Below are 17510 nucleotides of genomic sequence, written 5' to 3'. Positions count from 1 at the left end.
AAAAAAGCCCGCTGCGGATACAGCGGGCTTTTTGCTTTCCAGGGAGGCTGCAGGGCGGGGTCAGGCGGCTGCCGCCTCGAGCGCCGGCCAGTCCAGATTGCAGTGCGCGCCCACGCTGGCATGGCGCTGCAGCGCTGCGTCCACCATCAGGCTGCACAGGGCCAGCTGGTTGCGAAGTGCTGGGTCGGCGCCGCGCCATTGAGCGCGCCACAGCACCAGTTGCTTGGCCGCCGCAATCAGGCTGTGGTTGCTGCGCACGATGCCGACGTTGTGCAGCATGAGCTGCTGCAGCGCCTGGCGCATCTCCTGCTGGCTTTCAGCGCTCAGGCTCTTGCCGGACTTGCGCGGCCTGTCATGAATCGCCGCCGGCCTGTGCAGTGGCTGCTCGGCCATGCGCAGGGCGGCAGACCTGGCCATGACCACGCATTCCAGCAGCGAGTTGCTGGCCAGTCGATTGGCGCCATGCAGGCCGGTGCGGGCCACCTCGCCAATCGCCCACAGCCCGGCCACGGCGGTGCGGCCGTCCACATGGGCCTGCACGCCGCCGCAGGCATAGTGGGCGCAGGGCGCGACAGGAATGGGCTGGGTGGCGATGTCTATGCCGTGCTGCGCGCACAGTGCCATGACGCCCGGAAAATGCCGGGTCAGCCAGTCGCGGCTGCGGTGCGTGATGTCCAGCAGCACATGGGGCAACTGGTGGGCACGCATTTCGCCATCGATGGCACGGGCCACGATATCGCGCGGCGCCAGCTCGGCGCGCGGGTCGTGGCGCAGCATGAAGCGCTCGCCAGGCTGGCCGTGCCGGTCCGGCAGGCACAGCAGGGCGCCTTCGCCGCGCAGCGCTTCCGAGACCAGGCCCACGGACCGGCCGCCCACCTGCAAGGCCGTGGGGTGGAACTGCATGAACTCCAGGTCGCGCACGACACAGCCCGCACGCCAGGCCATGGCGATGCCGTCGCCGGTCGCCGTGGCCGGGTTGGTGGTGCTGGGGTAGATCTGGCCCATGCCGCCCGTGGCCAGCACCGTATGGCTGGCCAGCATGTTCTGCTGCTGGCCATCGGCATTGCGCACGCTGGCGCCCACGCAGCGCTGCTGAGCGTCCTGCAGCAGTTCCATGGCGCTGCAATGCTGCAGCAAGGTGATGTGCTTCAGGCGCTGGCAGGCCTGCAGCAAGGTCTGGTGCACGGCATGCCCGGTGCGGTCGGCCGCATGCACGATGCGCCGTGCGCTGTGACCGCCTTCGCGCGTCAGGTGCAGGCGGCCTTCGGCATCGGTGCTGAAGGGCACGCCCAGGGCTTGCAGCCAGGCGATGGCCTGGGGGCCCTGCTCCAGGATGCGGCGCACGGCAGCTTCGTCACAGAGACCGGCTCCGGCGATCAGCGTGTCCTGCACATGGGACTGCAGGCTGTCGGCGGGGTCCAGCACGGCGGCAATGCCGCCTTGCGCCCAGGCACTGGCGCATTCGTCGGCACGGCTTTTGCTGAGCACGGTGATGCGCAGCCTGCTGGGCAGGCTGAGCGCCAGCGTCAGGCCGGCCAGTCCGCAGCCGATGATGAGCACATCGCTGCCGGTCGGGGATTGGGGCATGGTGCTTGTCCTCGCTCAGGCCGGACCGAAGTTCTGGAACAGGGCCGCGTCGCGTTCCAGTTCGCCGCTGGCGCGTACCGGCTGGCGCTGTGCCGCCGCGAAGTCCAGCATGCGCTGAATGGGCTTGCGGGCGGCCCGGCCCAGCGCCGCATCCAGCTCGATGGCACCGCTGCCCTGCTGCAGCGTCCTCTCCACGCCGGGCAGGCTGTTCATGGCCATCCAGGGGCAGAAGGCGCAGCTTTTGCAGCTGCCGCCCGTGCCCGCCGTCGGGGCTGCGAGAAAGCGCTTGCCCGGATAGCGCTGGCGCATATCGTGAAGAATGCCCTGATCGGTGGCGACGATGAAGCTGTCGGTGGGCAGCTTGCCCACGGCGGCAATCAGCTGGGTGGTGGAGCCCACCACATCGGCCAGCGCCGTGACGGCGGCAGGCGATTCGGGGTGAACCAGAATCGCGGCCCCGGGGTGGGCGTTGGCCAGGGCTTGCAGCTCGTCGGCCTTGAATTCGTCATGGACCACGCAACTGCCCTGCCACAGCAGCATGTCGGCGCCGGTCTGCTGCTGGATATGGCTGCCCAGGTGGCGGTCGGGCGCCCAGAGGATTTTCTCGCCGCGGGCATGCAGGGCGGCCACGATGTCCTGTCCTACCGACGAGGTGACCACCCAGTCGGCCCGGGCTTTCACGGCGGCGCTGGTATTGGCATAGACGACCACGGTGCGATCGGGATGGGCGTCGCAGAACCGGCTGAATTCGTCGGCCGGGCAGCCCAGATCCAGCGAGCAGGTGGCATCGCCGTCGGGCATGAGCACGGTTTTTTCGGGGCTCAGGATCTTGGCGGTCTCGCCCATGAAGCGCACTCCGGCCACGATCAGGGTCCTGGCCGGGTGGTTGGCGCCAAAGCGCGCCATCTCCAGCGAGTCGCCCACACAGCCTCCGGTATCGCGTGCCAGATCCTGCAGTGCGCCGTCCACGTAGTAGTGGGCGACCATGACGGCATTGCGTTCCCTGAGCAAGGCCTTGATGCGCTGTGCCGTCTCGCGCTGCTGCTGGCGGTCCTGCGGCGGCAGCACCCTGGCCCAGGCCTGGCCTGTGCTGCACTGGGTGCTGCTGCCCGGTGCGGGCTGGTCGAATTCCACGGTTTTGATCGTCATCGTCTCCATCCTGAGTTGTGCTGTTAAATATTTATACTCAATCTGAGTATTATTAAAACCGCTTTTTTGATGTTTGTCACCTGAGAGACAAATCAGAAGGTCGGCCGCTGCCTTTGGCGGGGGGAGGGGGATCAGCGGGGAATCACGAAAAATCGCTCTGGCGCTTATTCATCAATGGATTGATGCTTCTGATAAATGAGCGTGTGGAAGCTGCTTAAACGAGGAGGCTCAGCTGATGCTGGCGCCGTGCCAGGCGTGTGGCGGCCAGATCCCAGCCGCCCCAGCCACAGGATTTGAAGAGCACAGGGGTCGTGGGGCGCGACCAGTTGTGCTGCACCACGGTGGCCAGTGTGGGCAGGGTGCTGACGTCAATGCGGGCCTGCAGCAGGTCGCCGGCCTCGTGCAACGCATCTTCGGTGTCGACGACGATCTGGCCTTCACGCAGAAAGCGCTGGCACAGCGCCGGAGCCAGTTCCACCATTTTGGGAGTGAAGGCACCCACGGCGCAGACAAAGGCATCGGGCCGCGCGGCCTCGTGCAGCACCACGGCCTGTGCGGGCGTGCAGGTCACGATCAGCGGGCAGTGCCGGGCAGCTTCCTCCAGGTCATCGGCGATGCGTGCCTGCAGACCCAGGTCGCGGGCCTGGTCTGCAAGCCGCTGCGCACTATGGGCGCTGCGCGAGTGAATCCAGACTTCCTGCGTGCCCAGGCCCTGGGCAAAGGCCTGCAGATGGGCGCTGCCCTGCACGCCGGCGCCGACGATGAGCAGTGCGCCTTCAGGCCTGGGGGCCAGACGGCGTGCTGCCAGCAGCGAGACGGCGGCGGTGCGTCTGGCCGTGACGGTGGGACCGTCCAGAATCAGCTGGCGCTCTCCGGTGGCCGCGTCAAAGACCACGATATCGCCCTGAATGGTGGGTCTGCCCGCCTGGGCATTGCCGGGCGTGAAGCTGATGAGCTTGGTCATGGCCACCTGGCCATCGGTGGCCGGCATGCAGAACAGACAGTTGTCCGCAGCCGTGGGCATGACGATGCGTGGCGGAACAGTGACACCGCCACTGTTTTGCAGCTGGAGCAAAAGTGCTTCGATTTCATCGGCCAGGGCGGTCCATGGCAGCAGTGCGGCAGTAGCGTTGGCATCGAGAGACGCTGTAGATGGCTGGGTCAGGGCATTCATGGGCAGTTGTATGAGGGCAGCGGACAGGGCTTCGAGCTTACAGAATTGCAAGCCCGGCCCGGTGTTGGCCGACAGCAGGTCGCTGCATAGACGCCGGGAGCAAGGGCTGGCAGCGCGCACAATAGCCACTGTCTTATTCATCGATTCTGTGCACTCATGTTTGGCTTTTCTTCCCGCTCCGGGCAACGCAAGGACCCTACCTGGACACAAGCGCCTTCCAGCCGCGGTCCTGTCGAGCCTGTCTGGCGGGATGGCGGCTCGGCCGCGTCCTATGAGCCTACCCAGCAGCAGGCGGCAACGCCGCGCAAATCCTCTTCCGCCAGGCTCTGGGCATCGGCCGTCCTGGCCGTTGTCGGCCTGCTGGCAGTGGCTTTCCTGTTTCTGAGCATGGTCGATGTGGTGGAGGAGCAGGTCGCCCGCAACCAGCCCCAGTCCACACCGGGAACGCCGGGCGTGAACCTGATACCCGTGCCTGCCGGCCGCTGAAAACCTGGCCAAACGTCAACAATGCTGCACTGCAGCTTGACCGGTGCGGCAAAAGCACAGCTTGATACCTTCGGTCGCAGCCCCAGCCCTTAATATCGCCACCCGGCGCAGGCCGCGTGCAACACAGCAAAGGAGAACGCACCATGAGATGGGAAGGTAACCGCGAGTCGGACAATGTCGAAGACCGCCGTGGAGACGGTGGCGGCGGTGGTTTCCCCATTGGTGGCCGCAGCATAGGCATCGGCACGGTGGTGCTGGCGCTGATTGGCTGGGGCGTGTTCGGCATCAATCCGCTGACCACCATCGGCGTGCTCTCTGGCGGCGGATCGCCCCAGGTGCAGCAGGCTCCCGCCCATCGTCCCGCAGCAGATGACCAGGGCGGCAGGTTCGTCTCCACGGTGCTGGCCTCGACCGAGGATGTCTGGGCCCAGATTTTCCGTGAAGGCGGTGCCCAGTATCAGAACCCCAAGCTGGTGCTGTTCACCGGCGTGACGCCCACGGCCTGCGGCACGGGGCAGTCGGCCATGGGGCCGTTCTACTGCCCGGGTGACCGCAAGGTCTATCTGGACATGGACTTCTTCAGCACCATGAGCCGTCAGCTGGGCGCGCCCGGCGAGTTCGCGCGTGCCTATGTGGTGGCCCACGAGGTGGGACACCATGTGCAGAACCTGCTCGGCATCTCGGGCAAGGTGGATGCCATGCGCGGTCGTGTCAGCGAGCGCGAGCAGAACGCCATGTCCGTACGCCTGGAGCTGCAGGCCGACTGTCTGGCCGGCATCTGGGCCAACAAGTCGCAGCAGGCCAAGAGCTGGCTGGAGCAGGGCGATATCGAGTCGGCCGTGAATGCCGCCCAGCAAATCGGCGACGACAAGCTGCAGCGTGAAGCCACGGGCACGGTGCGTCCCGACAGCTTTACCCATGGCTCCAGCGCCCAGCGTGTGCGCTGGTTCACCCAGGGCTACAAGACCGGCAGCGTCAAGGCCTGCGACACCTTTTCGGCCCAGTCGCTTTGAGTCACCAGCTGCCTGGCGACAGGCGTGTGCTTTGTCACACGCCTTTGTTTTTGGAGCGGCAGAATGTGAAAATCCGGGTTATCCCGATAGATTGCACGGGATATTGGCAAGGCTTTTTTTGCCCGCAAACAGAGGGGGCGAAGGCTTTGCGTCTGCAGAAAATCACAAAGCCAACGCGAAAAACCCACTCGGTGCGACAATAGCGCTCTCAATGACAAGCTCTTTCTCCAATCTTCACTTGGCTGAGCCCCTGGCACGCGCAGTGGCCGACATGGGCTATGAGTCCATGACTCCGATTCAGGCGCAGGCCATTCCGGTGGTATTGACCGGCAAGGACGTCATGGGCGCAGCCCAGACCGGCACTGGCAAGACGGCGGCTTTCTCCCTGCCCCTGCTGCAGCGCCTGATGCGCCATGAAAACGCTTCAGCATCGCCTGCCCGCCATCCGGTGCGTGCCCTGGTGCTGCTGCCCACGCGTGAACTGGCCGATCAGGTGGCACAACAGATTGCCCTGTACGCCAAGCACACCAAGCTGCGCAGCACCGTGGTCTTCGGTGGCATGGACATGAAACCCCAGACCCTCGAGCTGAAAAAAGGCGTCGAGGTGCTGGTGGCCACGCCAGGTCGTCTGCTGGACCACATCGAAGCCAAGAATGTGGTGCTCAACCAGGTGGAATATGTAGTGCTGGACGAGGCCGACCGCATGCTGGATATCGGCTTTCTGCCGGATCTGCAGCGCATCCTCTCCTATCTGCCCAAAAGCCGCACCACGCTGCTGTTCTCGGCCACGTTCTCGCCGGAGATCAAGCGGCTGGCCGGCAGCTATCTGCAGGATCCGGTGACCATCGAGGTGGCCCGACCCAATGAGACGGCCTCCACCGTGGAGCAGCGCTTCTACAAGGTCTCGGATGACGACAAGCGTTACGCGATTCGTTCCGTGCTCAAGGAGCGCGACATTCGCCAGGCCTTCATCTTCTCCAATAGCAAGCTGGGCTGTGCGCGCCTGACGCGTGCCCTGGAGCGTGACGGTCTGCGCGCCGGCGCACTGCATGGAGACAAGAGCCAGGACGAACGCCTGAAGGCACTGGAAGCCTTCAAGGCCGGCGAGGTGGATCTGCTGGTCTGTACCGATGTGGCCGCGCGCGGTCTGGACATCAAGGATGTGCCCGCCGTGTTCAACTACGACGTGCCTTTCAACGCCGAAGACTATGTGCACCGCATCGGCCGTACCGGTCGCGCCGGCGCATCGGGTCTGGCCGTGACGCTGGTGACCGACCATGACAGCCGCAATGTGGCCGACATCGAAAAGCTGATCAAGAAGAAGATCGACGTCGAACCCGCGCCCATGCTGGACTTGCGCCCCCCACGGCGCAGCCGCGGCGATGAGGAATATCGCCCACGTCGCGAACGCGAGTTCGATGCAGCGCCCCGTGGCGGCTATGCACACCGTCCTTCGCGCATGGCCCCGCGTCCTGCCAATGCGGACCCATTCTTCGAGAGGCCCTATGAGGCCAGCAGCGCCGGCGAGACTGCATCCTGGGACAGCACGCATGTTGCCCCGGTCAAGAGCGCGAGCATCAAGCCCAAGCGCAAGGTCGCAGCCTTGTTCAGAGCGCCTGTCGTGGCTTCCTGAGCACTGGGTGATTGCCCCAGGAAAACGCCTGCCGGATGCAGGCGTTTTTCTTTGCTCTATCCCTTGGCGCCGGGTGCCTGGGCCTGCGGACACTGCAGCTGTATCAGCTCTCGTTCGTCCATGCGCTCGCCGATTTTCATCATGCTGAGGCAGCCGCCCCAGACGCAGCCGGTATCCATGGCCATCAGATCGGGCCGGTTGACATGGCCCAGCGTGGACCAGTGGCCGAAAGCCATGGGCGTACCGGCGGTGAGCCGGCCCGGCACATCGAACCAGGGCATCAGGCCTTCAGGTGCCTGATCGGCGGACTCCGCGCTCTCGAAGTCCATGACGCCGTCGGCACTGCAAAAGCGCAGACGGGTAAAGGCGTTGACGACGCAGCGCAGCCGGTCGTCGCCTTGCAGCTCGGCGGACCAGCGATCGGGCTGGTTGCCATACATATTCTGCAGAAAGCGCGCGTGTCCGGCGGATTGCAGCACGGTCTCGACTTCGGCGCTCAAGGCCATGACGTCCTGCACGCTCCATGGGGGCAGCACGCCGGCATGCACCATGAGCCATTGCTCGCCCGAGGCATTGACATGCAGGCGAGCCAGGGGCTGCTGGCGCAGCCAGTGCAGCAGGGCATCGCAATCGGGTGCGCTCAGAACCTGGGCCAATGTGTCGCGCCTGCTTTGCCGGCGCAGACCCTGGGCTGCGGCCAGCAGATGGAGGTCGTGATTGCCGAGCAGCGGTCGCATGGCATCGCCGGCCTGCATGCAGCGGCGTAATACTTCGGCGGATTTGGGGCCGCGATTGACAAGGTCGCCGAGCACATAAAGTGTGTCCCGACTTGCGGAGAAATCCACGGTCTGCAACAAGCGCTCGAAAGCGTCGTCGCAGCCCTGAATGTCCCCGATACAGTAAAGTGCCATGGTCTTCTTTCTGATGGACAGTCATGGATTTTCTGCTGATTGCATTGCTGGCGCTGTCCAACGGGGTGTTTTCAATGTCGGAATCGGCATGGGACTCCAGTCGCAAGGCCAGATTGCCGGCTTTGGCGCAGGCGGGACAAGGGCGCGCAGGGTGCGCTGGAACTGCTCGATAACCCCACGCAATTTCTGTCGTCCGTGCAAGTGGGGATTACTTCCATCGGGCTGCCCAACGGAATTTGGGCAAGGCTGCTTTCAGCGAAGGGCTGGCAGTTTGGCGGGTATCGCTGGGAATATCGGAAAGGGTTTCCGCCATTTCGGCAACGTCTATCGTCGTAACTGCTATTACATTTATAACGATTATCTTCGACGAACTGCTTGCCGCGCGTATAGGGCAGCTCCATCCCAAGCCGGTTTCGGTATTGGCGATGCGACCTATGGCCTGGGTTGCCTCTGTGGCAAAGCCCTTTGTGCGTTTGTTGGCATTTTCTACGCATGTCATTTTGACTTTGCTCAGTATTGGTGAATCTGCCAGCACGACGGTGACCGAGCAGGAAATCGGGCCAGTATGGAAGAGGGGCGCCAAGCGGGTTGGATTGAGGCACATGAGCACCAGATGGTGCGCAATGTTTTGCATTTAGACGATGGATATCTCACATCTTTAATGGTCCGCCGCGCCGATATGCATTGATTGGGTGGCGGAATGACGATATCTGAGGCTTGCATGCCTGCGCCGAAGGCAGGGCGATGGGCGGGCATTCCTGGTATCCGGTAGATCGTGGTTCGCTGGATGAGGTGCTGGGCATCTCACTCTGTCCAGGCTACTGTCGCTGGGCGAGAGATCAGGCAACTTGCCGAGAGAGCATGTGCTGGCTTCTGCATTCTTGCCTGAAGCCCTGACCGGGATGGAGCTCTGCTCGGTCAGCTGCGCGCCAAAACAGGACGCATGGTGTTTGCGGTTGATGAATATGGCATGGTTCAGGGCATCATGACGCCGCGTGATTTGCGGGAGGCGATTACTGGAGAGCCTCGCTCAGTGGAGGACGCCAGGGCCTGGGCAACCCGAAGAGAGGACGGGTCCAGGCTGATCTGATGCCTGTCGCCGAATTGAAGGCCAGGCTGGCAATTCGGGTATTGCCCGATGAAGACAATAGCATCCATAACACGCTGGCCGGTTTATTCCTCGCTGAAAGCGGTCATTTGCCCGTTCCGCGCGAGAAGGTCTGGTGCAGGCGAGGGATATTGGAAGTCGTTGATATGGATGGGCAAGGCAGCGACAAGATATTGGCGGTTCCTCGGAGTGAATAGCTATTTATTAACACATGGTTGCATTTTATAAATATTTTGAATTGTGGTTTTTGCTTACTCGGAAAAAGATGAATTTGAAATTCCCGCATTTATAATGAATCCACTTTAATCAACCGAGAAGCGCAAATCATGAGCACTTACAAGGAACTCCTGAAGCAGAGAGAAGAGCTGGAACAGCAAATCAATGAAGCCCGTTCGCGTGAACTGGCCGAAGCCGTGAGCAAGGTTCGTGGCCTGATTGCTGAGTACGGCTTGACTGCTGAAGATGTTTTCCCTCCCGCTCGCGCGCGCTCTTCCGCCAATGCTGGCGCCAAGGTGGCTCCCAAGTATCGTGATCCTGCAACGGGTCAGACTTGGACCGGCCGCGGCAAGCCGCCAAAGTGGATTGCAGACCAGGACCGTGAAAAGTTCGCTATTTGATCTGCTTGCGCACGTTGAAAGAGCCCGCCTTGGCGGGCTTTTTTCATGGGGCAAAGTTTGCGGCAGCGCAAATCGGAGTTCTCGTCGATGCAGCTGACTAGGCGGCACAATAAGAGTCCATGAACAAGCAGGTGTTGATTGCAGGTGGCGGTATTGGTGGTCTGGCCGCTGCCATAGGGGCGGTACGTGCCGACTGGGGGGTACGTTTGTTCGAGCGTGCCGCGCAGTTTTCGGAAGTGGGGGCCGGCATTCAGCTTGGGCCCAATGTGGTGCGCCGTCTTCAGGCCTGGGGGCTGCAGCGATCCTTGCAGCAGGTCGTGGCGTCCCCCCAGGCCTTGCGTGCCTGCAGCGCCGTGACAGGGCAGGAGCTGGGCCGTTTGCCACTGGGCGTGGATATGGTGCAGCGCTACGGGGCCAGCTATCTCACCATTCATCGCGCCGACCTGCACGGGATCCTGCTGGAGACCCTGCAGGGTCTGGCCGAGGTTCACCTCAACCTCAACCAGGCCGTAAGCAGCTACAGCGAGCAGGACGGCGTGGTCACCATCCGCACCAGCTCGGGAAAGCTCATCGAGGGCGATGCCCTGATCGGAGCCGATGGCGTGCGCAGTGCCATGCGGGCCCAGATGCTGGGCGACGGACCTCCGCGAGTGACAGGGCATCTGGCCTATCGTGCCATGGTGCACCAGGCCAATCTGCCCAAGCGCTTGCGCACCAGCGAGGTCACGGCATGGCTGGGGCCGCAGCTGCACGCGATTCAGTACCCCGTGCGCCGGGGCGAGCTGCAGAATCTGGTGATCATCGTCCAGGGCCCGGCGCCTGAGGATCTCGATCAATGGGACCATTCCGCCAATCTGCCCGACCTGCTGCAGCAGCTTCAGGGCACTTGTGGCTATCTGCAGGATCTGGTGCAGCATGTGCCGGGTGGAGGTGGCGAATGGCGCTTGTGGCCGGTGGCCGACCGCCAGCCGCTGTCGTCACAGGCCCAGATGGCGCAGGGTCTGGTGGCCTTGCTCGGCGACGCCGCCCATCCCATGCGTCCCTATCTGGCCCAGGGCGCAGGCATGGCCATCGAGGATGCTGCCGAACTGCAAAGCGCTCTGTCCATGCATGATCTGGACGTCAGCCTGCGGCTGCGGCGCTATGCGCTGAATCGCTGGCAGCGCAATGCCAGGGTGCAGGAGCGCTCGCTGCGCAATGGCCGCATCTTCCATGCGACAGGGCCGCTGCGCTGGGGACGCGATCTGTCGCTGCGCGCTCTGGGGGGGCGCATCATGGATGTGCCCTGGCTCTACGAGAACGCGCTCTAGCGCGGGCGCAGCTCCCGCCGTGCTCTAGTGATCGGCCTTGAGCAGCAGTGGCGAGGGCTTGATGACCCGGTAGGCCAGCACGCCGCCACCAAGCATGGCGGCAATCATCAGCATCACGGCCTGGTAGATGTCGGCATTCTGGCGCTCCGCAACCCCTGCGACCAGACCCGACAGCCACTGCATGAGTGCGGCTCCGAGAAACATGGCCATGGTGAAGATGGACAGGGCGCGTCCCGTCGTGGCCGGCGGGTAGGAGGAGCGCACATCGGCATAGATGAGCGTGCCGTAGCCCGACAGCACGCTCATGGCCATCAGCAGAACCACGCTGCCCACGGACTGGTGGACCAGGGCCAGGGCCACAAAAATGCCGGCCATCAGCAGCGCAAAGCGTGCGATGCGCTGGCGGCGTCTGGCAGGTCCCGGATCGAGCCGGCCGAACATGGAAGGCACGAACAGCGAAATGACGGAGCAGGCCAGGGCCACGTTGCCGGTGGTGACCAGGGAGAACTGGTAGCGGTCCATCAGCATGGGGCTGAGCCAGAGTCCGCGCACCGTGAGAAACGAGGCATAGCTGACCATGCCCAGCAGCACGATACCCCAGGTGTGAGGCAGCAGCAGCAGGCTGCCAAAACCCTGCAGCGCCTGCATGAAACCGGGCTTGGGCAGTGCGTCGCCGGGCAGTTCGGGCTCGTGCACCTTGAAGAAGATCAGCAGCCAGGACAACACACTCAGCACCGCCAGCAGCACAAAGCCGGCACGCCAGCCCAGATGCTGCACCAGCCAGGCCATGGGCGTGCCGGTGAACAGCAGGCCCAGTCCGCCCAGACCCAGGCCTATGCCCGAGAGATAGGCAAATTTATCGGCTGGAAAGTGGCGTGCGATGAACATGGTGCTGGCCAGAAAGGCGGGCGAGCAGCCCACGCCGATCAGCAACTGGCCCAGCATCAGCCAGGAATAGCTGGGTGCCAGTGCGGACAGCGCGGCGCCCGCAATCGACAGCGGAAAGGCCAGCAACACGGTACGGCGCAGGCCGTAGATATCCATGCCTATGCCCATGAGCAGCTGCGCCACGCCGAAGGACAGCGCAAACAGCCCGGCAAACGAGCCTAGTGACTGCGCGGAGAGGCCAAAGTCCGTGCGCAGACCGTCGGCGATGATGGAGGTGACCGTGCGAAAGGCCTGGCTCAGTGCAAAGCCCGTGAGCAGGCAGACCAGCATGGCCCAGGCGGAGGAGTCGGGCTTCGGGCTGGGGTTCGGCGCAGCCGGGGCGGCGCTGTGATCGGAAGGCATGGGCAGTTAGTTGTGATGTTAGGTTTTGCACGGAGCCTAAATAATTCAGGCTGCCCGCGCTGTCACGAAAGAGCAGCAGGGGCAGCCTGAGTGGCGATGGCCGGGCCCGCTTACAGCTCGGTGCGCAGGCTCCAGATCTCGGGAAACAGTACCACGTCCAGCATCTTCTTGAGGTAGCTCACGCCGCCGGTGCCGCCCGTGCCGCGCTTGAAGCCGATGACGCGCTCCACCGTGGTCAGGTGGCGGAAGCGCCAGAGACGGAAGGCGTCTTCGATATCGGCCAGCTTTTCGCCCAGCTGGTACAGATCCCAGTGCTTGTGCGGATCGCGGTAGACGGTGATCCATGCCTGCTTGACGCCCTCGCTGGCTTCATAGGGCTGGGTCCAGTCGCGCTGCAGGCGGTCGGCAGGCACGGCGATGCCTTCGCGCGCCAGCAGCTGCAGGGCTACGTCGTACAGCGATGGCGATTCGTAGGCGGCCTGTACCTGGGCCAGCAGGTCCGAGCGATGCGCGTGGGGCTGGAGCATGGCCGCGTTCTTGTTGCCCAGCGCGAACTCGATGCAGCGGTACTGGTAGCTCTGGAAGCCGCTGGAGTTGGCCAGATAGGGGCGCATGGCCGAGTATTCGGGCGGCGTCATGGTGGACAGCACGGTCCAGGCGCTGACCAGCTGCTCCATGATGCGCGAGACGCGCGCCAGCATCTTGAAGGCATCGGGCTTGGTCGTGCCCGAGGCATTGGCAATGGCGGCGGTGGCCGCGCGCACCTCGTGCAGCATCAGCTTCATCCACAGCTCGCTGGTCTGGTGCTGCACGATGAACAGCATCTCGTCATGGGCCGGCGACAGCGGGTGCTGGGCCGTGAGAATCTGGTCCAGATGCAGATAGTCGCCATAGCTCATGTCGCGGCTGAAGTCGAGCTGGGCTTTCTCGTCGCGGACGATGGCGGCGCCGCCATGCAGAGGGCAGCCGGAGGATTCGTTCGTCATGGTGAAATCATGTTTGTTGGATCGGTGCGCGCAGCGTAACCGAATCCGGGCCCGCAAAGCCTGCAAGAACGTGGATGCAAGCTGCCAAAGCTTTGCGTAAATTCAGGCCAGTCACAGACCCGTGACGGAAAACGCACTCAGCCGAGATTCAAGCCATGTCCAGTCCTCTGCCCTCTACAGCCGCCGCCAACCCGCCAATCGATGAGCGCATGGTCCTGTGCTGCCGCTGGCTGGAGAGCGAAGAGCCCATGCCCGCGCTGGATGAGCTGGCCCAGCGGCTGGGGCTCAGCCCCTGGCAGCTGCACCGCAGCTTCAAGCGTGCCACGGGGCTCACGCCCAAGGCCTATGCCAAGGCCCATCGCGGCAGGCATGTGCGCGATGCGCTGGCGCAGGAGGCCAGCGAGTCGGTTACCGATGCGGCCTATCTGAGCGGCTATGAAGCCAGCAGCAGCTTCTACAAGGACGCACCGGCCATGCTGGGCATGGCGCCGCAGTCCTATCGCAGGCGCGGCCAGGACCAGCGCATCCGCTTTGCCCTGGCCGAATGCTCGCTGGGCAGCCTGCTGGTGGCCAGCACCGACAAGGGCGTGTGCTGCGTGCTGCTGGGCGATGACCCGCATGCGCTGGTCGACGATCTGCAGCGGCGTTTTGCGGCGGCGCAGCTGATCGGTGCCGATGCCCGGTATGAACAGACCGTGGCCCAGGTGGTGGCGCTGATGGAGCAGCCCCGGCTGGGGCTGGCCCTGCCGCTGGATATTCAGGGCACGGCGTTTCAGCAGCGCGTCTGGCAGGCGCTGCAGCGCATTCCGGCCGGGCAGACCGTCAGCTACAGCGAACTGGCCCGGCATCTGGGCCAGCCAAGTGCCACGCGGGCCGTGGCCAGCGCGGTGGCGGCCAATCCGATTGCCGTGGCCGTGCCCTGTCACCGTGTGCTGCGCAACGACGGCAGCATTTCGGGCTATCGCTGGGGCGTGGAGCGCAAGCGTGCGCTGTTGCTGCGCGAGGCCCAGCAGGCCCAACCCAAGCTCTCTTAAAGAGAGCTGCTATCGCATGCTACTCAACGTTTTTAGATGGATATCTATCTGAAATCATTGATTGATGGGCGATACAAGCTATGAATTTCATGAATGAAGCACTGGCGCGCTCCGGCGCAGCCCGCTGTGATAGAAAACCGCATGCTGCTTGAAGTCTCCATTGCCCTGCCCGCGCGTTACCGCTTTGACGAATTCGTGCATTTCCATGATCGCGACGAGCAGCAACTGGCCGAGCGGGTCGATGCCGGCGCGCGCAGCCTGCACAAGGCCATCATGTGGAAGCACAGCCCCGCCTTGCTGCAGCTGCAATGGCAGAGCGGACGGGTGCAGGCCAGCTTGCATGCAGCGCACGCAGAGCCGGCCGAGGCAGACCGGGCAGCGCTGCAGGCCATGGTGAAACGCATGCTGGGGCTGATTTACGCGCCCGGCCAGCTGGAACTGGCGCATGGCGACCACCCTGAGCTGGGGGCGCTGCTGTCGCGCCAGGCCGGCCTGCATGTGCCCGGCTCGCCCACGCCCTTCGAGGCGCTGACCTGGGCCATCACCGGTCAGCAGATCACGGTGGCCGTAGCCGTTTCGCTGCGGCGCAAGCTGATCGCGCTGGCGGGCGAGCCGCTGGCGCAAGACGGGGGCATGCCGGCGCTGCATGCCTATCCCGATGCTCAGCGCGTGGCGGCCTTGGGGCTGGACGTGCTGCGCGGCGCGGGCTTTTCCCAGGCCAAGGCCCAGACCCTGCTGGCCGTGGCCCAGGCCGTTGCCGAGGATAGCCTGCCGCTGGACGACTGGGCCGCCCGCAGCGCCGCTGGCCAGTGGCAGGAGCAGGATGTGGCCGCTGCCTCGGCGCAATTGCTGGCGGTCAAGGGCATCGGGCCGTGGACGGTGAACTACACCTTGCTGCGCGGCTATGGCTGGCCCGACGGTAGCCTGCATGGGGATGTGGCAGTGCGCCGGGCCATAGGCCTGCTTAACGGCAGCGACAAGCCCGATGCGCGTGCCGCCAGCGACTGGCTGGAACAGTTCAAGCCCTGGCGCGCGCTGGTGGCAGCGCACCTCTGGGCCTCGCTGGCCGACAGCGCCTATTGAGAGGCGACAGGCGGCAGCGCTTCAGAGCGGCGGCGACAGCACCAGCAGCAGCAAGCGTGCGGGTTGGCCCGAGGCGTTGGCCAGCCGGTGCTCGCTGTCCACCACCAGCGTGGCCGTGTCGCCCGCGTGCAGCAGCACCTGCTCCTGGGCGGTAAAGACTTCGATGCTGCCTTCCAGCACGTGAAAGACCTCGCGCGTGCCTGCGCGATGGGCCGCGAAATGGCTGGAGACCGCATGCGGCGGAAAGCGGTAATGCACGAGGTTCACACCCGCGCTGGGGCTGGCCAGGGCCAGGCGCTCCACGCCGCTGGCCTCGTCGACAAAGCGCAGATTCTCGCCGGCGCGCGTGATCTGCGCGCTGGGTGCGCTTTGCACCAGCTCGCCAAGCTCGCAGCCCAGACCTTGTGCAATTGCCATGGCATTGCGCAGGCTGGTGGCCAGCAGGCCGCGTTCCACGCGCGACAGCGCGCCCGGTGAGACACCGCTGGCCTGGGCCAGCTGATCCAGTGTGATGCCCAGCTGGGCGCGGCGCGCGCGGACGGCGGCGCCGAAAAGCGCATCCTGCTCCGATGCCTGCGATGCAGTGGTGGAGTTCAAGCCTGGCTCCTTTTCATGGCGTCTGTTCTTGTATTGAAAATTTTCCTATGAGAAAATAATTTTGCGTATAGGAAATTATTTTTCGAGGATGAATGCAATGTACATGTTTATCAGTGCCTTGCCCGTGGCCACCGTCATCGCCGTCCTGCTGGCGGGCTGGCGCTCGCTGCATGCCGCAGCGCTGGGCGTGGCGGTGGCGCTACTGGTGATTGCTGCAGCCTTTGCGCAGCCCGCTTCGACATGGCTGGCCGCGGGCATGCACTGGGCGCCGGTGTTGCTGGAGGTGCTGCTGATCGTGGGGGGCGGGCTGCTGCTGTCCGAGGTGCTGCGCGCGTCGGGAGCGCAGAAGGTCCTGGCCGACTGGCTGCTGGCCAGGGCCGGCACCGGTACGGGCGCCGTGCTGCTGGTGGTGCATGGCATCACGCCGTTTGCCGAGTCGGTCACCGGCTTTGGCGTGGGTGTGACCATCGGCATACCGCTGCTCGCGCACTTCGGCTTGCCGCCGCGCAAGGTGGTGCTCATCGGCCTGCTGGGCCTTTGCGCGGTGCCCTGGGGCTCCATGGGGCCGGGGACGCTGGTGGCGGCCACCATGGCAGGTCTGCCGTTCAAGGAGCTGGGTCAGGCTTCGGCCCTGGTCAGCGTGATTCCGTTTGTCATCACCGGCATGGCGGCGGCGGCTCTGGCGAGTGCGCCGGACCGTCGCTGGCCGGCTTTGCTGCAGGGCCTGCTGTCGGGTCTGTTGCTGACGGCGACCGTGGCTCTGATGAATACCCTGGCCGGCACGGCGCCCGCGGGGGCACTCGGTGCCTTGCTGGTGGTGGGCTGGCATCTGCTGCGCCTGCGCGTGTCGCAAGCGGACGCGGACAAGCCGCCCCTGAGCGCACCGGGGCGGCGTGCGCTGGCCGCCTATGCGCTGCTGCTGGGTGGCGTGCTGGCGGCCGCAGCGCTGATGCGCACCCTGGATCTGCCCGCTGCCTGGCATGGGCTGGCTTCGCCGGGACTGTGGCTGCTGGTGGCTGCGGTTTTTTTCACGCGAGGCCGGCCGGCGCGCCCATCGCTGGCAAAGGTCTGGCGCGCCTGGCAGCAGGTGGCACCGGTCACGGCGCTGTTCATTGTGCTGGGCGTGCTGATGGCGGTTTCGGGCATGGCCGCGCAACTGGCGCAGGTGCTGGCCCGCAGCGGGCCGCTGTATTTGCTGGCCGCACCCTTTGTGGGAGCGCTGGGCGGCTTCGTGACCGGCTCCAATACCGGGGCCAATGCCATGTTTGCGGCCACGCAGGCCGAGATCGCCCGCGCGCTGGGCGCGCCGCTGCTGCCATTCATGGCGGTGCACAACGTCAGTGCCTCGCTGCTGCTCATGGCTTCGCCCGGCAAGGTAGAGATGGCCGTGCAACTGCTGGAGCAGGGGGCTGACCAGCGGCGCTGGGTGCAGCAAAGCGTGCTGATGCTGGACCTGGCCGCCGTGGCGCTGATGGGCGTACTCAATTGGAGCTGGGCACGGGCCTGACCGGATGCCGGCCGGCCCGTGCCCG

General features: G+C 64.6%; 15 protein-coding genes and 1 pseudogene. 9 read left to right on the top strand and 7 right to left on the bottom strand.

Translation table 11 applies throughout. From position 1 onward, the window contains the following. Positions 1–60: 60 nt before the first annotated feature. The 3 genes from nadB to O987_RS20660 form a co-directional block, all read right to left on the bottom strand. Entirely contained in the window at positions 61–1587 is a 1527-nt protein-coding gene (gene nadB, locus O987_RS20670; RefSeq protein WP_003052514.1) for an L-aspartate oxidase, read from the bottom strand. Positions 1588–1602: 15 nt separating this feature from the next. Beyond that, positions 1603–2745, bottom strand: a complete 1143-nt coding sequence (gene nadA / locus O987_RS20665; protein WP_019043601.1) for a quinolinate synthase NadA — start codon at positions 2743–2745, stop codon at positions 1603–1605. Positions 2746–2950: 205 nt separating this feature from the next. Beyond that, a complete protein-coding gene (locus O987_RS20660; RefSeq protein WP_019043600.1) occupies positions 2951–3910 on the bottom strand; it encodes a delta(1)-pyrroline-2-carboxylate reductase family protein in 960 nt (319 codons plus the stop codon). Positions 3911–4066: 156 nt separating this feature from the next. Between O987_RS20660 and O987_RS20655 the strand changes: the two genes are divergently transcribed. The 3 genes from O987_RS20655 (at position 4067) to O987_RS20645 (ending at position 7042) form a co-directional block, all read left to right on the top strand. After that, positions 4067–4396: a hypothetical protein gene (locus O987_RS20655; protein ID WP_043374473.1), complete on the top strand. Its 330-nt coding sequence runs from the start codon at positions 4067–4069 to the stop codon at positions 4394–4396. A 143-nt stretch (positions 4397–4539) separates the two neighbouring features. Further along, complete coding sequence (locus O987_RS20650) at positions 4540–5409, top strand: neutral zinc metallopeptidase (RefSeq protein ID WP_003052522.1); 870 nt, start codon at positions 4540–4542, stop codon at positions 5407–5409. Positions 5410–5620: 211 nt separating this feature from the next. Next, positions 5621–7042 (top strand): DEAD/DEAH box helicase, encoded by a 1422-nt coding sequence (locus O987_RS20645; protein ID WP_043374471.1) that lies wholly within the window; start codon positions 5621–5623, stop codon positions 7040–7042. Positions 7043–7098: 56 nt separating this feature from the next. Here O987_RS20645 and O987_RS20640 read toward each other — a convergent pair whose 3' ends face one another. Continuing rightward, positions 7099–7953: a symmetrical bis(5'-nucleosyl)-tetraphosphatase gene (locus tag O987_RS20640; RefSeq protein WP_003052528.1), complete on the bottom strand. Its 855-nt coding sequence runs from the start codon at positions 7951–7953 to the stop codon at positions 7099–7101. A gap of 23 nt (positions 7954–7976) precedes the next feature. Between O987_RS20640 and O987_RS20635 the strand changes: the two are divergent. From O987_RS20635 to O987_RS20625, 3 genes and pseudogenes are all read left to right on the top strand, one after another. After that, positions 7977–9258, top strand: a pseudogene (locus tag O987_RS20635) (hemolysin family protein). A gap of 129 nt (positions 9259–9387) precedes the next feature. Then, complete coding sequence (locus tag O987_RS20630) at positions 9388–9678, top strand: H-NS family nucleoid-associated regulatory protein (RefSeq protein WP_003052529.1); 291 nt, start codon at positions 9388–9390, stop codon at positions 9676–9678. A gap of 119 nt (positions 9679–9797) precedes the next feature. After that, positions 9798–10988: an FAD-dependent monooxygenase gene (locus O987_RS20625; RefSeq protein WP_043374469.1), complete on the top strand. Its 1191-nt coding sequence runs from the start codon at positions 9798–9800 to the stop codon at positions 10986–10988. A 24-nt stretch (positions 10989–11012) separates the two neighbouring features. On the opposite strand, the gene O987_RS20620 is transcribed toward O987_RS20625, so the two are convergent. Together O987_RS20620 and kynA are read right to left on the bottom strand one after the other, a co-directional pair. Next, on the bottom strand, positions 11013–12278 hold the full coding sequence (locus O987_RS20620) for an MFS transporter (protein ID WP_043374467.1): 1266 nt from the start codon (positions 12276–12278) through the stop codon (positions 11013–11015). Positions 12279–12388: 110 nt separating this feature from the next. Continuing rightward, positions 12389–13264 carry a tryptophan 2,3-dioxygenase gene (gene kynA, locus O987_RS20615; protein ID WP_043374464.1) on the bottom strand — a complete coding sequence of 292 codons (876 nt, stop codon included), beginning with the start codon at positions 13262–13264 and terminating at the stop codon, positions 12389–12391. Positions 13265–13419: 155 nt separating this feature from the next. Between kynA and O987_RS20610 the strand changes: the two genes are divergently transcribed. Both O987_RS20610 and O987_RS20605 read left to right on the top strand, forming a co-directional pair. Next, positions 13420–14298: a methylated-DNA--[protein]-cysteine S-methyltransferase gene (locus O987_RS20610; protein WP_051962221.1), complete on the top strand. Its 879-nt coding sequence runs from the start codon at positions 13420–13422 to the stop codon at positions 14296–14298. 93 nt (positions 14299–14391) lie between these two features. After that, on the top strand, positions 14392–15381 hold the full coding sequence (locus O987_RS20605; RefSeq protein ID WP_043374462.1) for a DNA-3-methyladenine glycosylase family protein: 990 nt from the start codon (positions 14392–14394) through the stop codon (positions 15379–15381). Between the two features lie 21 nt (positions 15382–15402). On the opposite strand, the gene O987_RS20600 is transcribed toward O987_RS20605, so the two are convergent. Then, positions 15403–15978 (bottom strand): helix-turn-helix domain-containing protein, encoded by a 576-nt coding sequence (locus O987_RS20600; RefSeq protein ID WP_003052541.1) that lies wholly within the window; start codon positions 15976–15978, stop codon positions 15403–15405. A 97-nt stretch (positions 15979–16075) separates the two neighbouring features. Here O987_RS20600 and O987_RS20595 point away from each other — a divergent pair, with 97 nt between their 5' ends. Then, the gene (locus O987_RS20595; protein ID WP_043374460.1) at positions 16076–17485 is read left to right on the top strand and encodes an SLC13 family permease; all 1410 of its coding nucleotides are present in this window, start codon (positions 16076–16078) and stop codon (positions 17483–17485) included. The last annotated feature ends 25 nt before the right edge of the window (positions 17486–17510 follow it).

This window comes from Comamonas testosteroni TK102 (assembly GCF_000739375.1).
Lineage (GTDB): Bacteria > Pseudomonadota > Gammaproteobacteria > Burkholderiales > Burkholderiaceae_C > Comamonas > Comamonas brasiliensis.
Note: the sequence above shows the minus strand (reverse complement) of the source record. Positions and strands in the feature narration are given on the sequence as shown.